Source organism: Bacillus sp. FSL L8-0528 (genome assembly GCF_038593085.1).
In the GTDB taxonomy this organism is placed as follows: domain Bacteria; phylum Bacillota; class Bacilli; order Bacillales; family Bacillaceae; genus Bacillus; species Bacillus paralicheniformis.
Genome location: NZ_CP151961.1, coordinates 4122496 through 4145252, shown reverse-complemented (window position 1 = coordinate 4145252; position 22757 = coordinate 4122496). Strand labels below are relative to the sequence as shown.

20 protein-coding genes are annotated in these 22757 nt (G+C 47.1%); 15 read left to right on the top strand and 5 right to left on the bottom strand.

Annotated features, from left to right (window positions below):
* Positions 1 to 11 precede the first annotated feature (11 nt).
* The 12 genes from iolD to MHI30_RS21035 all read left to right on the top strand — a co-directional run bounded on the left by iolD (position 12) and on the right by MHI30_RS21035 (position 13378).
* Positions 12 to 1925: a 3D-(3,5/4)-trihydroxycyclohexane-1,2-dione acylhydrolase (decyclizing) gene (gene iolD / locus MHI30_RS21090; RefSeq protein WP_075751727.1), complete on the top strand. Its 1914-nt coding sequence runs from the start codon at positions 12 to 14 to the stop codon at positions 1923 to 1925.
* Between the two features lie 13 nt (positions 1926 to 1938).
* Complete coding sequence (gene iolE / locus MHI30_RS21085) at positions 1939 to 2841, top strand: myo-inosose-2 dehydratase (RefSeq protein ID WP_075751726.1); 903 nt, start codon at positions 1939 to 1941, stop codon at positions 2839 to 2841.
* 12 nt (positions 2842 to 2853) lie between these two features.
* Entirely contained in the window at positions 2854 to 4158 is a 1305-nt protein-coding gene (locus MHI30_RS21080; protein ID WP_075751725.1) for an MFS transporter, read from the top strand.
* 23 nt (positions 4159 to 4181) lie between these two features.
* Positions 4182 to 5216, top strand: coding sequence for a Gfo/Idh/MocA family oxidoreductase (locus MHI30_RS21075; RefSeq protein WP_075751724.1), 1035 nt, complete (start codon positions 4182 to 4184; stop codon positions 5214 to 5216).
* 23 nt (positions 5217 to 5239) lie between these two features.
* Positions 5240 to 6106, top strand: coding sequence for a sugar phosphate isomerase/epimerase (locus tag MHI30_RS21070; RefSeq protein WP_026589371.1), 867 nt, complete (start codon positions 5240 to 5242; stop codon positions 6104 to 6106).
* A gap of 66 nt (positions 6107 to 6172) precedes the next feature.
* A complete protein-coding gene (gene iolI / locus MHI30_RS21065; protein ID WP_075751723.1) occupies positions 6173 to 7009 on the top strand; it encodes a 2-keto-myo-inositol isomerase in 837 nt (278 codons plus the stop codon).
* A gap of 21 nt (positions 7010 to 7030) precedes the next feature.
* Positions 7031 to 7909, top strand: coding sequence for a class II fructose-1,6-bisphosphate aldolase (gene fba / locus MHI30_RS21060; RefSeq protein ID WP_075751722.1), 879 nt, complete (start codon positions 7031 to 7033; stop codon positions 7907 to 7909).
* 207 nt (positions 7910 to 8116) lie between these two features.
* Complete coding sequence (locus tag MHI30_RS21055) at positions 8117 to 9055, top strand: EamA family transporter (protein WP_075751721.1); 939 nt, start codon at positions 8117 to 8119, stop codon at positions 9053 to 9055.
* A complete protein-coding gene (locus MHI30_RS21050; protein ID WP_075751720.1) occupies positions 9012 to 10289 on the top strand; it encodes an ATP-grasp domain-containing protein in 1278 nt (425 codons plus the stop codon). The genes MHI30_RS21055 and MHI30_RS21050 overlap by 44 nt, the downstream gene beginning before the upstream one ends.
* 1 nt (position 10290) lies before the next feature.
* Positions 10291 to 10857, top strand: coding sequence for a prephenate dehydratase domain-containing protein (locus MHI30_RS21045; RefSeq protein WP_075751719.1), 567 nt, complete (start codon positions 10291 to 10293; stop codon positions 10855 to 10857).
* Positions 10854 to 12092, top strand: a complete 1239-nt coding sequence (locus tag MHI30_RS21040; RefSeq protein ID WP_075751718.1) for a DUF6421 family protein — start codon at positions 10854 to 10856, stop codon at positions 12090 to 12092. The genes MHI30_RS21045 and MHI30_RS21040 overlap by 4 nt, the downstream gene beginning before the upstream one ends.
* Positions 12089 to 13378: a valine--pyruvate transaminase gene (locus MHI30_RS21035; protein ID WP_075751717.1), complete on the top strand. Its 1290-nt coding sequence runs from the start codon at positions 12089 to 12091 to the stop codon at positions 13376 to 13378. Before MHI30_RS21040 ends, MHI30_RS21035 begins: the two co-directional genes overlap by 4 nt.
* 28 nt (positions 13379 to 13406) lie before the next feature.
* Here the strand turns inward: MHI30_RS21035 and MHI30_RS21030 are convergent, their stop codons facing one another.
* Genes MHI30_RS21030 through MHI30_RS21010 form a run of 5 tightly spaced genes read right to left on the bottom strand, consistent with a single transcriptional unit; the run spans position 13407 to position 20416 of the window.
* A complete protein-coding gene (locus MHI30_RS21030; protein ID WP_075751846.1) occupies positions 13407 to 15533 on the bottom strand; it encodes a cellulose biosynthesis cyclic di-GMP-binding regulatory protein BcsB in 2127 nt (708 codons plus the stop codon).
* A gap of 5 nt (positions 15534 to 15538) precedes the next feature.
* Positions 15539 to 16801, bottom strand: a complete 1263-nt coding sequence (locus MHI30_RS21025; protein WP_065643512.1) for a glycosyltransferase — start codon at positions 16799 to 16801, stop codon at positions 15539 to 15541.
* The gene (locus MHI30_RS21020) at positions 16794 to 18524 is read right to left on the bottom strand and encodes a DUF2334 domain-containing protein (RefSeq protein WP_075751716.1); all 1731 of its coding nucleotides are present in this window, start codon (positions 18522 to 18524) and stop codon (positions 16794 to 16796) included. Before MHI30_RS21020 ends, MHI30_RS21025 begins: the two co-directional genes overlap by 8 nt.
* Positions 18514 to 19353: a diguanylate cyclase gene (locus MHI30_RS21015; protein WP_075751715.1), complete on the bottom strand. Its 840-nt coding sequence runs from the start codon at positions 19351 to 19353 to the stop codon at positions 18514 to 18516. The genes MHI30_RS21020 and MHI30_RS21015 overlap by 11 nt, the downstream gene beginning before the upstream one ends.
* Positions 19334 to 20416 carry a lipoprotein YdaJ gene (locus MHI30_RS21010; protein ID WP_256700602.1) on the bottom strand — a complete coding sequence of 361 codons (1083 nt, stop codon included), beginning with the start codon at positions 20414 to 20416 and terminating at the stop codon, positions 19334 to 19336. The genes MHI30_RS21015 and MHI30_RS21010 overlap by 20 nt, the downstream gene beginning before the upstream one ends.
* A gap of 286 nt (positions 20417 to 20702) precedes the next feature.
* Between MHI30_RS21010 and MHI30_RS21005 the strand changes: the two genes are divergently transcribed.
* The 3 genes from MHI30_RS21005 to deoC all read left to right on the top strand — a co-directional run bounded on the left by MHI30_RS21005 (position 20703) and on the right by deoC (position 22705).
* Positions 20703 to 20912, top strand: a complete 210-nt coding sequence (locus MHI30_RS21005) for a DUF4275 family protein (RefSeq protein ID WP_075751714.1) — start codon at positions 20703 to 20705, stop codon at positions 20910 to 20912.
* Positions 20913 to 20969: 57 nt separating this feature from the next.
* Positions 20970 to 21908, top strand: a complete 939-nt coding sequence (locus MHI30_RS21000) for a sugar-binding transcriptional regulator (RefSeq protein ID WP_154495458.1) — start codon at positions 20970 to 20972, stop codon at positions 21906 to 21908.
* 125 nt (positions 21909 to 22033) lie between these two features.
* Positions 22034 to 22705, top strand: coding sequence for a deoxyribose-phosphate aldolase (deoC, locus tag MHI30_RS20995; protein WP_075751712.1), 672 nt, complete (start codon positions 22034 to 22036; stop codon positions 22703 to 22705).
* Positions 22706 to 22757: the final 52 nt, after the last annotated feature.

The window sequence follows — 22757 nt, the reverse complement described above, 5'->3', positions numbered from 1 at the left end:
TGGGATCGTTTGTGGGCAAGAAAATACGTTTAACCACAGCACAAGCGTTAATTAAATTCTTAAATCAGCAGTACATCCATGTAGATGGTGAAGAAACACCGTTTGTCGAGGGAATCTTTACGATTTTCGGCCATGGGAACGTCGTTGGCATCGGCCAGGCGCTTGAACAGGATGCGGGTCATTTAAAGGTGTTTCAAGGCAAAAATGAGCAGGGAATGGCGCATGCAGCAATGGCTTACAGCAAGCAAATGCTGAGAAGGAAGATCTATGCCGTGTCGACATCAGTCGGACCGGGAGCAGCTAACCTTGTGGCCGCCGCAGGTACGGCGCTTGCGAACAACATTCCGGTTCTCTTGATTCCAGCTGATACATTTGCAACGAGACAGCCTGACCCTGTTCTTCAGCAAGTAGAACAGGAATACAGTGCGGCGATTACGACGAACGATGCTTTGAAGCCTGTTTCGAGATATTGGGATCGGATTACGCGTCCTGAACAGTTGATGAGCAGTCTGATTCGCGCTTTTGAAGTGATGACAGATCCTGCAAAAGCGGGTCCTGCAACGATTTGCATTTCTCAAGATGTTGAAGGCGAAGCCTATGATTTCGATGAAAGCTTTTTTGAGAAACGCGTTCACTATATTGACCGCAAAGAGCCGAGCGAGCGTGAACTGAAGGGAGCGGCGGAACTGATCAAGTCGAGCAAAAAACCGCTCATCTTGGTCGGCGGCGGAGCGAAATATTCCGGAGCGCGCGATGAATTGATCGCCATGTCTGAAGCGTACAATATTCCGCTGGTGGAAACCCAGGCCGGGAAATCCACAGTTGAAGCTGATTTTGCCAACAACTTGGGCGGAATGGGCATCACCGGTACGCTGGCGGCAAACAAAGCGGCTCGCGAGGCTGACCTGATCATCGGAATCGGCACGCGCTATACCGATTTCGCGACATCATCAAAAACCGCTTTCGACTTTGACAACTCAAAGTTTTTAAACATCAATGTCAACAGAATGCAGGCATATAAACTGGATGCTTTCCAAGTCGTTGCCGATGCAAAAGTAACGCTCGGCAAGCTGCACGGTTTATTGGAAGGCTATAAGAGCGAATTCGGTTCGATCATCAAGGAGCTGAAAGACGAGTGGCTTGCTGAGCGTGACCGTTTGAGCAAGGTAACATTTAAGCGCGAAAACTTCACACCTGAAATTAAAGATCATTTTTCTCAAGACATACTCAACGAATACGCGGATGTACTGCAAACCGAGCTCCCGCAAACAACGGCATTGCTCGCCATCAATGAAACAGTTGATCCGGACAGCGTCGTCATTTGTTCAGCAGGCTCTTTGCCGGGGGATCTGCAGCGGCTGTGGCATTCAAACGTACCGAATACGTACCACCTGGAATACGGCTATTCCTGCATGGGATATGAAGTATCGGGAACACTCGGCTTGAAATTGGCTCATCCTGATAGAGAAGTTTATTCACTGGTCGGAGACGGAAGCTTCCTGATGCTTCACTCAGAGCTCATCACCGCAATCCAATATCATAAAAAAATCAACGTACTGCTCTTTGACAACTCAGGATTCGGCTGTATCAACAACCTGCAAATGGATCACGGAAGCGGCAGCTACTACTGCGAATTCAGAACAGCAGACAATCAGATTCTTAACGTCGACTACGCGAAAGTGGCCGAAGGCTATGGAGCGAAAACCTACAAAGCGAACACGATTGAAGAATTAAAAGCGGCGCTGGAAGATGCCAAAAAACAAGATGTCTCAACATTGATCGAAATGAAGGTGTTGCCGAAGACGATGACGGACGGCTATGACAGCTGGTGGCACGTAGGTGTTGCAGAGGTTTCCGAACAGGAAAGCGTGCAAAAGGCGTATGAAGCAAAAGAAAAAATGCTGAAATCTGCAAAGCAGTATTAAAGGAGGCACCAGGATGGGCAAGACACAAATTCTATGGGGCATCGCCCCCATAGGATGGCGGAACGATGATATTCCGGAAATCGGCGCGGGAAACACACTTCAGCATTTGTTGAGCGACATTGTTGTTGCAGGCTTTCAAGGCACAGAAGTGGGCGGCTTTTTTCCGGAACCGGCCATTCTCAATAAAGAGCTCGAGCTGAGGAACCTAAGGATTGCCGGCAAGTGGTTCAGCAGCTATATCATTCGGGACGGCATTGAAGAAGCAGCCAAGGAATTCGCGGCTCACTGCCAGTACTTGAAAGACGTCCATGCCGATGTTGCGGTCGTATCAGAACAGACGTACAGTGTGCAGGGCTTGGATAAAAACGTGTTTAAAGAAAAGCCTTATTTCACCGATGAAGAATGGCAGCGGCTATTTGCAGGTTTAAATCACCTCGGGGAAATTGCCGGCCGGTACGGCCTGAAGCTTGTCTACCATCATCACCTCGGCACAGGCGTGCAGACAGAGGAAGAGGTGGACCGGCTCATGGCCGGAACTGACCCGGCACTCGTGCACCTTCTGTATGATACTGGGCATGCCTACATTTCAGATGGAAATTATATGAACATTTTAGAGAAGCATATGGACCGGATTGGGCATGTTCATTTTAAAGACGCGCGCCTCAAGATCATGGAGAAATGCAAGCAGGAAGGAAAATCGTTTCAACAGGCGTTTTTGCAAGGGATGTTCACAGTTCCAGGCGACGGCTGCATCGATTTTAGAGAAGTCTATCAAACGCTTCTAAAGCACGGCTATTCCGGCTGGATCGTTGTGGAAGCCGAGCAGGATCCCGATGTTGCCAACCCGCTTGAATACGCATTGATCGCCAGAAAGTATATCGATCGTCACTTGTTGAATGTCCCAGCAACCAATTAGGGGGGCTCTAAATTGAGCAATGGAAGTGCAGCAGTCTCACCATTCAATAAACGAACCGTCGCAGCAGCTTTGGCAAATTACATTGATGCAGGCTCCATTGTCGCAGGATCGGCAGGATTATCTTTATGGGTCAGTTACCTGAAGCTTTCTGATACACAGATCGGACTGCTCGGCGCGTTTAGCGCCAACGCCATCTCAGCGGCAATCGGAGCGCTGCTCGGAGGCTTTTTGGCCGATAAAATTGGCCGAAAGGCTGTCTATACGAACAGTATGCTGGTTTATGCACTGGGGATTTGTTTAGTATTGTTCGGCACCAGCTTCCCCTTTTTGTTAAGCGGTTACATGATTATCGGTTTATCGGTAGGAGCTGATATTACAGCTTCCTGGACGATCATCGCGGAGAACGCACCTAAGAAAAACAGGGCCCGTCATTGCGGTGTTGCGCAGGTCGCATGGGCTGCGGGAGCGGTTGTGGTCCTGCTGCTGTCGGTCCTGCTCGGTGATTTAGGCTTATTGGGCAATAAAATCGTGTTTGGGCATTTGCTCGTTATCGCATTGATCACCTATGTTCTGCGGAAACGGCTGCCGGAATCCGATGCCTGGCAGGATCAATCCGAATCGGCTCAAGCCGTCAGAAAGCCGAAGACGTCTTATCTCGATTTGCTTCAGCCTAAGTATTTGAAAAGCATTTTATTTTTAATGGGCGTGTACTTAATTTGGAATCTGGCCGCAGGTGTCATGGGCTTTTTCATGCCTTACATTTATCAGCAGGTCGGCGGTGTGTCAGCGACCATGGCAAACATTTTGCAGATGGGGCTGTTTATTTTCACCGGGCTTGGCGTCGCTTTTATCTTCATGCCGTTTGCAGACAAATACAGGAAGACAGTGTTTGGGATCTCCGCATTTGCAGCGGTGATCGGCTGGTCATTGTTTCTGCTTCCGGCAGAAGGCATGCCGATCCTCATCCTCTTTATCGTGATGATCGGCATGAACAATGGGGCCGGGCAACAGGCCAACTATCAGTTATGGGCGAGTGAAATTTTCCCGACGGAATATCGCGCGTCTGCACAAGGCTTGATGTTCTTCCTCGTTCGTATTTCAATCGGAGCTTGGAGCCTTTTCGTTCCAATGATCATCTCGAATTTTGGAATTGCATTTATGGCGGCCATTCTCCTTGGATGTGTAACGGCCAGCATGCTCATCGGGCTCTTTTTTGCACCGAATACATCCGGTAAGTCGCTTGAACAAATTCAGGAAGAGCTGTACGGGACTCCTCCGGCTCAAGCTGGGCAAGTGCAAACAAGAAAAATTATGTAACTATTTTGAAGGAGTGGCTATCAATGAAATTACGCATTGGTGTTATTGGTACAGGAGCAATCGGAAAAGAACACATCAACCGCATCACGAATAAATTAGCCGGCGGCGAAATTGTCGCGGTCACCGATGTAAACCAGGAGGCAGCTCAGCAAGTTGTAACAGACTACAGCCTGAATGCAAAGGTCTATCCGGATGACGACAGTCTCATCGCAGCCGAAAATGTAGACGCCGTCTTAGTCACAAGCTGGGGACCGGCACATGAATCAAGCGTTTTGAAAGCGATTAAAGCGAACAAATTCGTATTTTGCGAAAAGCCTCTGGCGACGACTGCGGAAGGATGCATGAAGATCGTCAATGAAGAAATCAAAGCGGGCAAACGTCTCGTTCAAGTCGGCTTTATGCGCCGTTATGACAGCGGTTACGTACAGCTGAAAGAAGCGATCGACAACCGGGTCATCGGCGAGCCTCTCATGATCCATTGTGCGCACCGCAACCCGGTTGTAGGCGACAACTATACGACAGATATGGCTGTTGTCGATACGCTTGTCCATGAAATAGACGCCCTGCACTGGCTGATCAATGACGACTACGAATCCGTTCAGGTCATTTATCCGAAAAAATCGAAAAACGCGCTTCCTCATTTGCGTGATCCGCAAATCGTCATCATCGAAACGAAAGGCGGAGTCGTGATCAATGCGGAAATCTATGTCAACTGCAAATACGGCTACGATATCCAGTGTGAAGTCGTCGGCGAAGACGGAATCGTGAAGCTTCCTGAACCGTCAAGCATCTCTCTCAGAAAAGCCGGCAAATTCTCGACGGATATCCTTATGGATTGGCAGCGCCGCTTTGTAGACGCTTACGATGTAGAAATCCAAGATTTCATTGACTCGATCCAACAGAAAGGCGAGGTCAGCGGGCCGACTGCATGGGACGGCTATATCGCCGCCGTAACAACGGACGCCTGTGTGAAAGCTCAGGAATCCGGACAGAAAGAACCTGTGGCGCTTCAAGAGAAACCGGAATTCTATCAAACATTTACAACTGTTCAAAAATAAAAACTTTCCGAGGAGTGAAAAGTATGAAATTAGCATTGGATCCATCGATGTATCGCGATGATTTAACTTTGGAGGAAACGGTCTATAAAACGGCGGAGCTTGGCTACGAATATATCGAACTATCGCCGCGCGAAGATTTTTGTCCATTCTATAAATATCCGAAAGTCGATTCAGCTAAAATCAAACAATTAAAGCGGCTTTTAAGAGATACCGGTGTTAAGCTTTCATCGCTCCTTCCGCTTTACCACTGGGCAGGTCCTGATGAAGATCGCCGTCAGGCAGCGGTGCGCAATTGGAAAAGGGCGATCGAAATCGCGGTTGAGCTTGAAGTCGATTTGATGAACAGCGAATTCAGCGGTTCAAAATACGATCCTTTAACAAGTGAAGAAAAATTTATTAAATCCATGGATGAGCTTTTGCCAGTCTTTGAAAAAGAAGGCATTAAACTCAATCTTCAGGCCCATCCATACGATTTTATCGAAACACACAAAGGTGCAATGGATATGATCCGCGCGCTTGACAAAGACTGGATCAATCTTGTCTACTCGACTGCGCACACGTTCTTCTATGACGACGGAAAAGGCGACATCGAGACCATGTTTGACGAAGCCGGCGACCGCCTCACACATGTTTTATTCGCAGATACTTATAATCATAAAGCGGCTCATGGCCTTCGCTACATCGTAAATCCGCCTGACGCGAAAGTAACGGTTCACCAGCATTTGGACATTGGCCAAGGCGAGGTCGATTTTGATACGATTTTCAGAAAGCTGAGAGAGATGAAGTTCGACGGAATTGCGACGAATGCCGTGTTTGCCTGGGTTGACGAAAGAGCGGATGAATCAAGCAGATTCATGCTTGAAAAGTTGAAACAGGAATTACTAGGATAAGCCCCTGAGTTCGGCGCCCTGCCGAACTCGCTCTTCACAAGGATATTTAGATAAGGAGAATCTAATATGAAGCTATGCTTTAATGAAGCAACGACGTTGGAAAATTCAAACCTTGCAAAAGACCTCGAATACTGTGAGAAGCACGGATACGACTATATCGAAATCCGGACGATGGATAAGCTGCCTGAGTATGTAAAAGACCATTCCCTCTCAGAGTTAGCCGAGTATTTTCAAACGCATCATATTAAGCCGCTGGCCTTGAATGCCCTTGTCTTTTTCAACAACCGCGATGAAAAAGGGCGCCGTGAAATCATCGAAGAATTTAAAGGCATGATGGAAACATGCAAAACGCTTGGTGTGAAATATGTGGTCGCGGTACCGCTTGTCACCGAACAAAAAATCTTAAAAGAAGATATTAAAGCAAGCTCCGTCGAAGTGCTGACAGAGCTGTCAGACATCGCTGAGCCGTATGGTGTAAAGATCGCTGTCGAGTTTGTCGGTCATCCGGAGTGCACAGTCAATACGTTCAGCCAGGCCTATGACATCGTCATGACCGTGAACCGCGATAATGTCGGCCTTGTTTTTGACAGCTTCCACTTCCATGCAATGGGTTCGGATATTGAGGATTTGAAAAAGGCGGACGGCAAGAAAATCTTCATTTATCATATCGATGATACGGAAGATTTTCCAATCGGCTTTTTAAGAGATGAAGACCGTGTTTGGCCGGGACAGGGGGCCATCGATTTGGATGCCCACTTATCAACTTTGAAAGACATCGGTTTTTCGGATGTCGTATCAGTTGAATTGTTCAGACCTGAATACTATAAGCTGAGCGCGGAAGAAACGATTCGAACGGCCAAAGAAACAACAGTTGAAGTTGTTTCAAAATACTTCAAGATTTAATACGGGATAGGAGGGGTGAACGTGGCTTTCGTTTCCATGAAAGAACTTCTTCAAGAAGCAAAGGAACAACATTATGCTATCGGTCAATTTAATATTAACGGCCTTCAATGGACAAAAGCGATTCTACAGGCGGCGGAAGAAGAACGGTCACCTGTCATCGCAGCCGCCTCAGACCGGCTCATCGATTATTTGGGCGGATTTAAGACGGTTTCCGCAATGGTTGCGGCTTTGATTGAGGAAATGTCGATCTCCGTTCCCGTCGTGCTTCACCTTGACCATGGCAAAAATCCGGAGCGCTGCAAGCAAGCGATAGACGCCGGTTTTAGCTCAGTCATGATCGACGGCTCGCATTCACCAATCGATGAAAACATCGCCATGACAAAAGAGGTCGTGTCATACGCCAGAACTCGCAATGTTTCGGTTGAAGCAGAGGTTGGCACCGTAGGGGGCATGGAAGACGGGCTCATCGGCGGGGTGCAGTATGCCGACATCGGTGAATGCGAACGCATTGTCAAAGAAACCGGTATCGATGCTTTGGCAGCCGCGCTCGGCTCTGTTCATGGAAAATATCAAGGCGAGCCTAATTTAGGATTTAAGGAAATGGAAGAAATCTCACGGGTAACGGACATTCCGCTTGTTCTTCATGGAGCTTCGGGCATCCCGGCTGATCAAATCGCTAAAACGATCCGTCTGGGCCATGCGAAAATCAACATTAATACCGAATGCATGGTGGCCTGGACCGAGAAAACGCGCAGCATGTTTAAAGACAATCCCGATTTATATGAACCCCGCGCCTATATGACGCCAGGGATCAGCGCAGTCAAAGAAACGGTCAAACATAAAATGAGAGAATTCGGGTCATCCGGAAAAGCGGTATGCACCCAAAAGATAGAAATATAATCTAGACCAATATCGCCTCCACTCACTTATCGAAGTGAGTGTTTTTTTGTGGGCAGTATTTGTAAAGATATTCTAAAGGTTCAAAAGAATGATTGACTGTAATTGATATAATAGTTATAATTTCCCTCATAATCCATTTTGATCAGAAAAGATTTTATTTTCTGAAAATAAATGACAGCAAGACAATAACAAAATCAGGTGAATGCCATGCGGACAAACGTTTTAAAGTATCGGGTTCATATTTTATTTATCGTGTTATGTTTGATCGGCGGGACGACATGGGCTTTTCAAAAAGCCGGGTTGAGTGACAGCCTTCCATTTTGGTCCGCCGGCATGCGGTTTATGATCGCAAGCATTTTGATCGCGGCGTTTCTTTTGATACGGAGGCAATTTGTGCTGTCAAAGGAACTGCTGGTGCTGTCGTTTTTGAACGGCATCATGTATTTTTCCGTTCCGTTCGGATCTGTTTATTGGGCCTCTCTTTATTTGCCGAGCGGGTTGGTGTCTATATTAGCCGCAAGCATTTCAGTCTTTGCCCTGATGATCAACCGCCTTGTCAAAGGGACACCGGCGACGAAATTGCAAAAATGGGGGATATGCCTTGCTTTGCTCGGCATTACAATCGTGTTTGGCAATCAGCTGTTGATCAAAGTCGATGTTATTGAAATCATCGCCATGATTGTGATTTTGTGCGCGATGTTTGGCTCGGCTTTTATTCAAATCAAAGTACAGCAAAGAATTCGTTCGCTTCCGATCTTAAGCTTTAACTCCCTTTCGATGCTGAGCGGCGGAGCGGTATTGCTCATCAGCAGCCTCATCTTTGAAAGCGGGACAAGAACGTTTTCCGGCGTGAGCCTTTATGCGCTGCTTTATTTAGCGGTTGTCGGCTCGATATTGGGTTTTTGGATCAACATTTATCTGCTTAAAAAATGGCACATCTCAAAAGCGACTTCCCACTTGTTTATCTCCCCTGTCATTGCGCTTTATATCGGATTTCTGTTTCTGGATGAAAAACTGAATGCGAATATTTATTTAGGAACGCTGTTTGTTATATTCGGTGTGATGTTCATCAACTTAAAAAAAGAAGAGAGGATCGCGAAAATTGACGATACGAAACAAAAACTTGGCCATCATTTGTCAAAATAAGCACTTGCCATTTATTTTTGAAGAAGCTGAGCGTTTAGGATTGAAGGTCACGTTCTTTTACAATTCAGCCGAAGATTTCCCGGGGAATCTTCCGGCTGTGGAACGCTGTGTGCCGCTGCCGTTATTTGAAGATGAAGAAGCGGCGATGGGAATCGTCAAACAGACATTTGTCGAATTTCCGTTTGACGGTGTTATGACACTGTTTGAGCCGGCATTGCCTTTCACGGCAAAAGCCGCTGAAGCTTTGAATCTGCCGGGGCTTTCTTTCACAACAATGGAAAACTGCCGCAATAAAAATAAAACCCGCAGCATCCTTCAGCAAAACGGCCTGAATACGCCGGTTTTCCACGAGTTCCATACGCTCGCTGACATCGAAGACAGGAAACTGACTTATCCATTAGTTGTTAAGCCGGTCAACGGCTTTTCAAGCCAGGGCGTCGTCCGTGTTGATGATTGGAAGGAGCTTGAGGAGGCCGTCCGGAAGGTCGAGGCCGTCAACGAGAGGGACCTTAATCGATTCGTACACGGCAAAACGGGCATCGTAGCCGAGCAATTTATCGATGGGCCGGAATTTGTGATTGAAACGCTGTCGATTCAAGGAAACGTACATGTTCTTTCGATTGGATACAAAGGGAACAGCAAAGGTCCGTTTTTTGAAGAAGGCGTCTATATTGCTCCGGCTCAATTGAAAGAAGAGACGCGCCTTGCGATTGTTAAGGAAGCGACAGGCGCCGTTTCAGCGCTGGGCATTCATCAGGGGCCGGCTCATACGGAGCTGAGGCTGGACAAGGACGGAACACCTTATGTTATCGAGGTGGGCGCCAGAATCGGCGGTTCAGGGGTTTCACATTACATCGTCAAAGAGAGCACGGGCATCAACTTTATGCAGCTTGTCTTGCAAAACGCAATAAAGCCGCTGGAGAGCAGCGAGTTTAAAGAAGAGGTCCGGCCTGTAAGGACGGCCGGCAATTATATCATTCCTGTACAGGGCTCCGGCACTTTTGAAAAAATCGACGGACTGGAAGAAGTCAAACAGAGGCCGGAGGTAAAGCGGGTGTTTCAATTTATTAGAAGAGGCGCGAAAATTCTGCCGTACCCGCATTTTTCCGGTTATCCCGGATTTATATTAACAAGCCATCATTCATATGAAGAATGTGCAGCTTTCTACCGGGAACTGGATGATGAGCTTCATATCATATATCAAAATAATTTGACGGGTACAATAGGAGGTTAAGATGATCTCGACTAAAGTGCAGGAAGAGCAAGCCGTGATGATTGTCCATACGCTCGGTCCCAAAGGCACGAACTGCGAAAAAGCCGGCCTGCTTTGGCTCAAAAACAAAGGGGTCCGCGGGGAAGTCAGGCTTTATGAAACGTTGGAAGAAGCGCTGCCTCATGTTAAATCGACAGAAAATTCAGTCCTTTTAGGCTGCTCCGTTTACCCGTTTTTGCATCAAATTGTATTTGAGAATCTCGCTGACTTAAAGATCATAGACAGTTTTGTGATGCCGACATACAACATGGTTTTTGCCGCAAAACAGCACACGATGGCATCGGATATTCAAACCGTCGCTTCACACCCTGCTCCCGCCCATTTGGCGAAGCTGTTCAGCAGCCAAGTCCAATTTGTCACCAGCAATGCACAAGCGGCCCTGGCCTGCGCTTCAAACGCGGCTGACGGCTGTATCACGACGATTAAAGCAGCTGATGAACACCGTTTGAAAGTCATTCAAGATTTTGGGGAAGTGCCGATGTGTTTTACGATTCACGGGCTTAAATCAATCGAAGGAGGAAGCCGATGACGACATTGACAGGGGACATTGTAAACTTGGTCAACGAGCAGATTGTACCGAACATTCATGAATTGCAGACGTACCAAAATGATAAAGGACAGATTACAGAGCATCACGAAAGGGCGGAACAGCTTCTGCTGCAATTGATAGAAGACGCTGGAACCATTTATGAAGCGGTTCACTTAACGGCTGCAAAAGAGGCGTTTAAACAGGACGTCTTGGATTGGATCGGACGCGGATTAGAGGAGACGCCGTATTTTGACCGGTTATTGACGGCTTACCGGGCTCCGAATGATCAGGAGACGACCTTTTTTGCGGCGCCGATCGTGACGCCGAATGGGCCACATGCGAAAGGCTGTTATTTTGAAGCCTTTTTGGCCGTTCGTGACGAACCTGCCATGATGAGGCCGATAGAAGAGGAGCTGCCCCATCCTGAAAACGGCTGCCAATCGCTCAAGCTTCTCGCCGGAACAAAGGGGTTCACGGAAGAAAAATGCATCGTATTCTTCCCGGAAAATGTGAAAACAAAAGAGAACATTACATCACAGACATTCGCGATTTTCTATTTTAATAAGTTTTATCACATTTACCATGAGGATACGCTGAAAAGAGCGAGGGCCATTTTTGAACATGCGCCTTTCAAGTCGGCTCAGCTCTCCCCTGACCGCACATATGAAGCAAGGGTGCTGTGGGGCTACCTTCATGACTATTTTCATCATTGCGGAAAAAAACCTTTTCATCTGCATATTCAGGCGAAAATGAATTTTTTCGCAGGTATTTTAGAAGAAGTCAAGGTCGATTGCCAAGCGATCCTCACCTTGTGGGAGCGGCAATATGACGGCTGGGAGGAAATTATCGAATTTGTTTTGTATGAGCGGCTGCTGCGCTATCCGAGTCAGCATAATGCAACGCAGAACTTTGATTCCGGGACAGGCTATTTTCTGTTCAGCTGGATCATTGAAAACGGCCGTTCCATTCAAAAAGGAGAAGAGAAACCCGTGTCGCTTGACCTTTCCCGATGCATGGACGATTTAAAAAAGCTTGTGGCTGAAATCGAGCAGCTGGAAGAGATCGAGGATGACTCGGCGTACAAAGAGGCGGCGGAACGCTATGTCAGACAATACCTGCCTCCCGGGCGGGAAGGCGAGCGATTCAGCGTCCCGGAACAATATTTCATTGACGAGATCAATAAGAAAATCGAAACCGCCCGTCTTCGGTTTGAGCGGGAGAGACTGGAAGCGTGAAGCCGGCATTAAGCAAAATCGGAGAAAAAATGAATGAGAAGACAGGGGTCAGGGCTGTGATGAACGATATTCAGGAAGTCCTGGCCGGCGGAGAGCGGTCATACATTAATTTAAGTGCGGGCAATCCAATGATACTGCCCGGTGTGTCAGCCATGTGGAAGTCGGCTCTTGCCAATCTGCTCGACGATGACAGGTTTTCTTCGGTAATCGGCCAATACGGATCGAGCTATGGAACCGATGAACTGATTGAAAGTGTTGTCCGCTTCTTTTCAGAGCGGTATCGCACCGACATTCGAAAAGAGAATGTGCTGATTACAGCCGGAAGCCAGCAGCTGTTTTTTCTGGCGATTAATTCGTTTTGCGGAATGGGAAGCGGGTCTGTGATGAAAAAAGCCTTGATTCCGATGCTTCCCGACTATTCGGGATACAGCGGAGCGGCGTTGGAGCGGGAGATGATTGAGGGGATTCCTCCGCTCATTTCGGTATTGGATGATCATACGTTTCGATATGAGCTCGACCGTGAGGCGTTTTTAGAGAGGATGCGGACCGACCCGTGCATCGGCGCTGTCTTGCTTTCACGGCCGAACAATCCTTGCGGAAACATCTTGCCTGGCGAACATGTAGTATTCATTTCTGACGCCTGCCGAGAAGCGAATGTTCCGCTGTTCATTGATTCCGCATATGCTCCGCCTTTTCCGGCGATTCATTTTATCGACATGGAACCGATTTTCAACGATCAGATTATCCACTGTATGAGTCTTTCAAAAGCAGGCCTGCCCGGCGAAAGGATCGGAATCGCCATCGGGCCGTCCCGGTATATTCAGGCAATGGAAGCTTTTCAGTCTAATGCGGCGATCCATTCTTCAAGGCTGGGGCAGTATATGGCGGCATCTGTTTTGAATGACGGGCGCCTCGCCGACGTGTCGCTAAATGAAGTCAGGCCGTATTACCGCAATAAATTCAAGCTGCTTAAGGAAACGCTTTTAGGCAAGATGCCTGAGGACATCAAATGGTATTTGCACCAAGGGGAAGGGGCGCTTTTCGGATGGCTGTGGTTTGAAGACTTGCCGGTGACTGATGCGGCGTTGTATGAGTATATGAAAGCCGACGGAGTCATCATCGTTCCCGGCTCATCTTTCTTTCACCATCAATCCCGGTACATAGCGCATTCGCACCAGTGTATACGAATCAGCTTAACCGCGGCGGATGAAGATATCATAAAGGGAATCGATGTTTTAGCTAAAATTGTGAAAGATGTATATGAGAAGCAGGTTGAATGCTTATAAAAAAACAGGGGCTAAAGCAAGCCCCTATTTATTCGTCAATCTTTCCGCCGGCATTGGCCTTTCTTTTTCTGCGCCTTGCTGTTGTCAAAATCAAAATAACCGCTGCCGCTATGATCACAATCAGGATCGCAATGTACAGCACATGCTGCTGATCGCTTTCCTTTTTATCATCCGTCTTGGTTTCAGCGGATTTTGCTGTCAGCTGTTGATTGTTTGTAAACAGCTGATGGCTGTCCGTTTCATTAACGACGGTTGCTGCGAAATCATTGCTGTTTAAAAAGTTGATCATTTCTTTTGTGACAGCTGTGCCTTGCCCTTTAAACGGCGCGAAAACAGCCATCGAGTAATTTGAATCCCAAAGCGATGTTTGAGTAAACGCGATTTGTTTCGTCGTTTCATTCAGCATTTGAAAAGATGACACATCAAATGCCCCGTTTTTCGCCGTCGGAACAGCCAATTCGGATGTTTTTTCCTTCAGCAGAGAGAATTGATCGACACTTCCGATGAAGATGATGTTTCTTCCTTTCATGTCATCCGGTTTGACTTCAGAGGGTGTTTTCACTGTGAATGCCTGCCTGGCTTCGCTGCCGAAGGAGCCGACCACAAGCGAAAGTTCATGAAGCTTTGTCTGATCCGCGTGGTCGGGCAGGATCATCAGCGTTTTGTTGTCCTGATCGCCCGCGTAGGGAAGCGGCCACTCTTGAAAGTTGGCTGAAGCCGACGTGTCGCTGACATGGTAAGACAATGCACTCTGTTTATCGATAAAAATCCATTTGTCATCGTTCGCCGCATAGCAGGGGTTGTTCTCTTTCAAGCCTGAAGTGACAAATTGAATATCGATGTAACGATTTTTTTGCAAAAGTTTCGGATCGACTTTTACAGAAACATGGTAAAAGCCGTTTTTGTCTTCTTTTCCTAAATCGTCAAGTCCGACGGAATGAGGCTGACCATTGATCATGACCTTCAGCTCCGCCTGTTCCGCAGCTAAGTCGCTTTGATCGGCCTGCTTTTGAATCGTTTCCGATTTTTTCATTGTAAGTGAAAGCTTTGCAGGTTGATTCTTGTCTAATAGCGCCGGTGCTGGATAATAAAAATGCTCGGAAGATGTCTGTCCGGAACCAATTGTCAAATCCCCCGTCCCGAAATCCTCGAGTGTCAGCTTGCCGCCGTCCCATTTATTATGCTGCTGCAGTTTGCCGATTGCCAGCGTGTCGCCGCTGAGCTGGGCGGCATACGTTTTGTCGGTGATGACGCTGATTTTTTCAGAAAGAACATCATCAGATGATGCAGCCGCAAACAATACAGGCTGTTGCTTATCCTTTGCTTTGAGCATCCGTTCCGCAAGCAAAAGCTTGTCTTCTTTTGCGTCGAGCTTCGCTTGTTTCAACAGCTTTTTCACTTTGCCGCTCCAGTGATGCTGGACGCCGATCACAATCGTCGGCCTGTCGATTTTCGTCAGGTCAGATTCGCCCAAAATCTTCGTGCTGATACTATTGTCAACCGTTTTGAGGTAGGCTTCCGTTTTAACTGCAGCTTCGATTTCAGCCGAACTTGGATGGTCCGGAATGATGATTGCCGTTTTTTCCACGGAGCTGCCGGACTGGGCGAACGGATAAGGATAATGTTCGAGCGCAACTCCTTTAGATTCGTTCTTTTCCCCGATATTCAGACGGCTGTCCGGGTAAATTTTGATCCAGTTCCCGGAAGAGTCCTGTCTGACGCAGACGCCTTCATGAACCACACCGTAGAACTTCAGTGATAAGCTGTGAAACCCTTGAGACGACTGGCTTTTGTTTAGCGCGAGCTTCAGCGTTTTCTTCCCGGCATTCCCTGCAAGCTTAACCGTTTTGACCGGTTCGCCATCAATCTCGGCTGTTAAAGAAGATGGTGAAATTAAAAGGTCTGAAGCCTCGTATTCAAGTGTGAGCTGCTGATGGGCAGAGGAGGCGCCTGCTGGAATTTGATACGTCAGCTCGGCGCTGTCTTTTGCCCCGTACAAGGTCAAGAGATCGTTTGTGAGAACTTGCTGTTTGGCTTGTTCCCGGCTGTTTTCCCCGAGGATCGAGCCGTCTACTGTAACGTCTTTGGCCGCCGCAGCTTGTCCCGTCGCCGTGATCAGCATAAGGCTTGCCAGACATATGATGATATATTTCAAAAAAGTCACCCGCTTTTCTTTTGATTGTATCGTTCTGTTTTGTACCATTTAACCTCTTGCTTGAACAGGCGGTGCTTGATTTCTACGAATAAAGAATAAATCACGAGCGCAATCCAAGCCTGCGAGTATGTAAAGTACATCAGAAAAACGATGAAAAAGTTCTGCCTGTTCATTTCTGTTTTTTCGATGCTCAGTGTAATCATGACCTCCGTCATAAATAGAAAGAAAGCCAAAACCCATAGGATGATAGACAAAAAACCGAATGAAAGATGCAGATTATAAAATAAATTGATCACAAAAAGCGCATTTGACATGATGACGCCAAAGAAAAACAAAAAATACGTAAAAAAGAAATAAAACAAATCAAAAATAATCCGTTTTCTCTTCAGCTTAAAAAATTGAGCCAAAAATTTCAGAACGACATACTGGTTGCCGCGCGCCCATCTTGTCCGTTGACGCCACCAGACTTTCCACGTTTCCGGCTCCTGTTCCCAAGTGACGGCCGCCGGGAAGAAGCGGATGTGGTAGCCGAGGTTGTAGACCCGGATCGTAAGCTCGGTATCTTCGGCCAGCGCCTGATCGTCCCAGCCGCCCAGCTGTTCGATAATGCTTCTCCTGATGGCGAAATTGGTGCCGGGGATCGTGGCGATTTTGAACCATTTCCATCTCCCGCCCTGTGCCATCCATTGGAAACAAATCGTTTCGATATTGATAAATTTTGTGAGCAATGTTTTCGCCGCATTGATAACGCGGAATTTTCCCACCACGGCTCCGGCTTTCTGATCATTCATGAGCCCGAGGACAAGGTAATAAACCGCCATTTTTTCCGGTGTGTTGTCGGCGTCATATACACAAATGACATCCCCGCTTGATTCGGCAAAACCGCAATTGAGCGCCGTCGATTTTCCCTTTCCGGCATGCGGGGGTTTGGTCACGACCATTTTAATAAAGTCGTATTGTCTGGAAAACTCATCTACGATGTCGCCCGTCCGGTCGGATGAATTGTCGTTGATAACGATAATCTCCAGCAGGTCCTTCGGATAATAAAGATTCACCATCGCCTTCAGCGTCTGCCGAATCACGACCTCTTCGTTATGCGCCGGAATCAGAACGCTGACCTTCGGGAGATCCTTCACGTTCTCTTTCCACTTCGGAATGTTCCGTTCGAATGTCATATAGTGGCGGAATCCGCCCTGCATCAGAAACATGTGATACAGAAGCATGACCCATATTAAGCTTAACGAGACTAGGAACAGAACATTACCCACGGTTTTTTCTCTCCTTAAAGATTCGTTTTTTTAATGTGGCTCTCAAGTAAAGGGTATAGCTCACAAACATGACAACAAACAAGAGCACAATAAGGGAGAGAATCCAAAGCGCCTTTTCCATGGGGCTTTGCTGGTGATGATCGAAAAACGTTTCAATGGCGCTGATTTTGCTTTTTACTTGAATCGTTCCATCTCCGCTTGTGTGAATTTCCACTTTATCTGTTTTAACGGTTTGCTTTGTCTTTTTAATATCGAGCCATTCGCTGTTCGGAATGCGTTCCATTTGATCAACCAGCTCAGGGAGATATTTCATTCCAAGGTAAGGATGATAAAATGCGCCGGCTACTCCGCCTTCAAAATCGATCATTTGAGAGATGCGTTCCTCGACTTTGCCGAGCGGATTTTGCTCCGATTGATCAACATAGCCGATGGTCTCAGGATAGAGCGTCATCCCATGGAGCATAGCCGGATTCGTAACAAAAGGCCCGGCGCCTGACGTTTTCCATGTTGTATCGCTAAGCTGAACCTGGCCGAACAAGCTTGTGAAATACTGTGAGGCGATCTGATAGCCGTGCTCTGACATCGTATAGTGCGGCGCTTCAAACGCGAGCGGATACAGCCCTTCCGCGGTGAGATCTTCAATAGCGTTCGTCAGCTTCTGCCGCGTGTACGTTTCCTCATTTTTTCTGAACGGCTTCAAATAGTTTTGATATGCTTCTTCATTCGGAAAGTTCTGTTCCTTTTGCAAAAGGGTCGCGGGCTCTTTCGCATTTTGCGATGTGATCGGCTGATCGGCTTTAGCATCCCAAAACTCGAATCCTTCACCGGTTTCGCTGTAGCGGTATGTATGGGTATACCCGTGAACAATTACACTGCCGCCCATATCCTGCAGCTTCCTCAGCACTTTGACCAGCTTCGGTTTTTCAGACATATAGACTTTGTCGCCCGTTTCAGGATTGACATATACCGGAATCACAGAAAGGATAAAAGGAATATTTCGTTTATGAAGATAAGCCCCGGCTTGGAGCAGCAGTTTTTCATCCGACATGGGGCTGATATCCTCAAGCCGCAAATATAACAGCGTGCTGTCCGGGGTTTCACCAAATGCCTGTCTGAGCTGCTTAGCGGCGAGGAGGTTGTTGTTGAGCAAATCGGTTAAACCGATGTATACGTTTCCTTTGCCGGTTTTCCATACGAAAGGGTGAGCTTTTCCGTCGTCAGCTTTGTATGTGTACAACGCTTTTCCCTTCAATCCTGATACCTCGAGGACACGAATTCCGCTTTCTAAAGAGGTATCGTTTTCCTCATTTATGCTGCGAATCTGATACACATTGTCTTCGCTTTTCAGCGAAAGATCTGCAAATTGGCTGAACTGCCCAGCGTTAAAGCCGATCGCTGTCACAGGTTTTTGGAAGGAGCTGATCAGCTGCGCGAGTTTCTTGTTCAGCTTTCTTTTCGTTTGTCCGTAATAGATGACGCGGTCTTTTCCTGCCAGATCCGCAGCTTTGACATCCGTATCATTTACAACGGTCACACGGGATGTAAAATGGCCGGCGATAAGGTCGAGCATTTTCACATCGGCTGATTTTTTGCCATCCAATGTTGAATAGACGATGAGAATGCCGCGCTCCTGCTGCTTTGCCTCGGCGGTGTCCGGAACATGAAAAGCCGCAGCCAGGATAAGTGCAGCCGCGTATAGAAGTAATATCCGCTTACAGTTCATTCATCATCATCTCGTTTTCTAGTTCTTCTAAAAATTGCTCAGCAGTCTTTAAATCGTTTTGATATGATAAGTGGCACACGTGGAAGGTCAAGGTGACATACTTGCCGTTTTTCAGCTGGTATGTGTCCAGCTGTTTCTTCAGTTTTTCAAGGACGGCAGGCATATGCTCAGCAGGCGTGTGTGTCAGCAGGATGCCGAACCGCTCTTCGGCGGGACGGAATTTTTTATCCGTTTCCCGGACACATGATCTGATTTTACTGCTGACAAATTGAAAGAGACGGTCGGTTTCTTTTTCTCCGTACAGGGATTTGAACTCTTTGAAATAATGCATTTGAAGCAGTAAAAAAACAAATGAGTTGCCATACCGCTCCGCCCGCTTGATTTCTTCCGAGAGCTCCAGCTTCATCCTCTGTTTATTATCAAAGCCTGTCACCCTGTCAATTGCAACGAAGCTATTGATCTCGTCTTGAAGGTGTTTGACAGAGCGGTGAAGTCCGGTCGCGATGTCATGGATTCTCCCTGACATGAAGGAGAACAGCAAAAGCGCTATTCCCCAGATGACGAGGGTTTGCAATTCCGTTTCAGGCGAAGCGTCTGTGTGAAGGAACATCATCAAAGTTCCGAGAACAAACAGGACGATGATCGTCCCAGCCAGTGCGTAAATCGATCCGAGCCATATTCCCGCTGCGATGATGGCAAGTGTGATGCAAATGATGAGAATGGATTCGGACTGCCGGGCTGAGACATAATGGATGAACAACGCAAGAGCTGCTGCAAGCCCCGTCATATAAGCGAACATTTTTTGCGAATCATTGAATGATATTTTCATTTAAAAGCTTCCTTTCGGCTAATAGGGGCAGCAGATTATCAAAAGAATGCGTATCATTTCCGCTCATATATCCCCCATAATACGTCTCGGACGAATCAAGAATTTCAAAATCATTCAATCGATCGTACAGCGATTTGATGACGTCTTGATCTTCGTTTTGGTTGATGAAAAATAATATCGCCAAAGCGTAGACGGATGGAGATTCGTATTGAACCGCCGGCTTTTTTGTATCGATCGAGTACCGGCCATACAGTTTGCCGCCGGTTTGAAACGTCTGTTTGAGCCAATCCGCTAATACAGCGGCTTTTTGATCCTTCGGCGGTAAATGCCAAGCTGTGTAAAGCTGATCAATGAGATTGACTTCATGGTCATAGGTGTATGCTTTCGTTTCTGTACTGTACACTTTCGGAAGAAAACCGTTTTTCAAAGGGGCGCGGTAAAGAATGTTGGCGTTCCGCCTTTCGGTTTCCTTATCTATCACTCCGTTTTTTTTCAAGACGGATAGCGCATCTGGCATGATATAGGAAAGCGTGATATCCTTTGATGCGGATTGAGAGGCGGAGTCGTAAAAGTCCGTCAATATCCCGTTGTTCATGTTGTGTGTTTTTAATGCGGAACCGATGTTCAGAGCGGTTTGTTTATACTCGCTGTTTCCCCATAGAGCTGCCGCTTGATCGAGGCTCACCATGATTCTGAGATCATCGATCAAGGCGTTTACCCCGCTTGCCTGGCCGTTTTGGATTTGCCATGAGACCAGGTTGTTTTTCATAAGGAAGGATTCGGTCAGGTGCTGATATTGCTCATGAAAATGCTCGCCGTCTTTTTTGCTGATCAAAAACTCCATCCACAAGCCAAGCGATTCCGACAAGTAAACAGGGTGGTCAGAAAAGCTGGTTTTGATCAGCCCCTGATCGCTCATTAAATGATGGTAAACGAATTGTTCAGCAGGCTGCAGCGCTTCATCATTTTTGTCATCATCTGACTGATCTTCAGCTTTGATACAACCGACGGCCAGACTGACTGATAAAAAGCACAGGATCATACCAATCCATATATAGCTCACGGGTGCTTTCACGATAGATCACCCCGAATGTTTTTTTTGAGAATGATTTTGACTTATTTATTATAAATGAAAAAATGGAGATTGATAGATTTTTTTGATCTTTTAGGACTATCCAAAAAGAGGTCGTAAGTCCAATAATAAAATGTTTTTCCAGCAATAGTAGGATTTTTGTATTGATTTTCATAAAAAAATACCGAAAGAAATAAACGGAGGACGTGAATGGATAGCCTGTGTGAGACCAGAGCGACCAGAAAAAATCTTGGTGAGGTAATGATTCAGCTATGAGATGAAGCCGTGTTTTACCGGCGGACAGGCGCAGCTGAAGCGCGCTTGCCTTTTGTTTGATCAGCACTCGGATGACGCCTGTATGCTTGAACAAGCTGAAGAACTGACAGCAGCAGAAGATGCATATATAACGGATAAAAACATGACATGGACATATGTGGTGACGCATGGGCCGGCATACGGGCCGTATTTTTGCAATTCAGCTGGATGATAAGGAGCATGAACCTATATAATATGGGTTAAAGCGTTACTAAAGGGGAGGAACGTGATGGACAAGGAAAAACAGCAATTGAGCATTGAAGCTGCGAGGCTCTATTATCAGTCTGACTACAGCCAGCAGCAAATCGCCGAACAGCTGCAGATTTCAAGACCGACGGTATCAAGGCTGCTGCAGTTCGCCAAGGAAAAGGGGTATGTCCAAATCCGCGTCATGGATCCGTTTGAAGATATGGATGCGCTCGGTGCGATGCTTGAGGAAAAATACGGGCTCCTTGAAGCGCATGTTGTCTTTTCGCCGACCGCGGATTATACGACCATCACGCATTATCTCAGCCGCTTCGGGGCCGAATACATGCACGGCGCAGTCAAGGACGGCGACATTGTCGGCGTCAGCTGGGGGACGACAATGTACCAAATCGCTCAAAATATGCAGCCCAAACAGGTGAAGGGCGCAGAGGTCGTCCAACTGAAAGGCGGAATCAGCCACTCCAGTGTCAACACCTATTCGTCTGAAACGATTCAGCTGTTTGCCGAAGCCTTTCAAACGATGCCGAGGTATTTGCCGCTTCCGGTCGTGTTTGACAATCCGGAAGTCAAACAGATGGTTGAGCAGGACAGGCACATTAAGCGGATTATAGAAATGGGCAAACAGGCGAACATTGCGTTATTTACAGTCGGTACAGTCCGCGATGAAGCCCTTCTGTTCAGGCTGGGGTATTTTCATGAAGAGGAAAAAGCTCTTCTGAAAGAACGTGGAGTCGGCGATATTTGTTCGCGTTTTTTTGATGCGGAGGGAAACATTTGCAGCCATGCTATCGACTCGCGGACAATCGGCATTGAATTGGCTGACTTGAGGGAAAAAGAACGGTCGATTCTCGTAGCGGGCGGCAGCCGGAAAAAAGCCGCTATTCATGGTGCACTAAAAGGCAAGTATGCCAATGTGCTGATTATTGATCAGCATACGGCGAAAGAACTGCTAGATGATTAAAGTGCCCAGGAAAAACAGCCTGGATTTTACTTTATTTTCTATTGAACAAAATTTCATATGATAATTTACATTTGTTCAAAAATCGGTTATGCTGAAACTATCTTATACAAAGGAAGTGCTAGTATATGACGATTGCAAATCTCATTGATCATACAGCATTGAAACCGCATACACAAAAATCCGAGATTAAGAAATTAATAGAAGAAGCGAAAACACACCAATTCGCTTCAGTTTGCGTCAACCCGACATGGGTTGAATTCGCCGCCAAAGAACTGAAAGGAACGGAAATCGATGTTTGCACAGTCATCGGTTTTCCGCTGGGCGCCAATACGACAGAGACAAAAGCGTTTGAAACAAAAGACGCTATCGCAAAAGGTGCGACAGAGGTAGACATGGTCATCAACATCGCCGCATTAAAAGACGGAGACGATGACTTTGTCGAAGCGGACATCCGCGGGGTCGTTGAAGCCGCAAAAGGTAAAGCGCTTGTTAAAGTCATCATTGAAACGTGTCTGTTGACAGACGAGGAAAAAGAGCGGGCCTGCCGCTTGGCTGTTGCTGCCGGTGCCGACTTTGTCAAAACTTCAACCGGGTTCTCAACCGGCGGAGCGACAGCGGAAGACATCGCCCTCATGCGGAAAACAGTCGGACCTGACATCGGTGTTAAAGCATCCGGAGGCATTCGAACAAAAGAGGACGTTGAAAGCATGATCTCAGCAGGAGCGACCCGGATCGGTGCAAGCGCAGGCGTTTCCATCGTCAGCGGAGCAGAAGGAAAAAATGAAGATAACTACTAAGATCCAGTGCGGCGGGAAGCTAAAGCTTCCTGCGCGCAGATACAAAAATGTA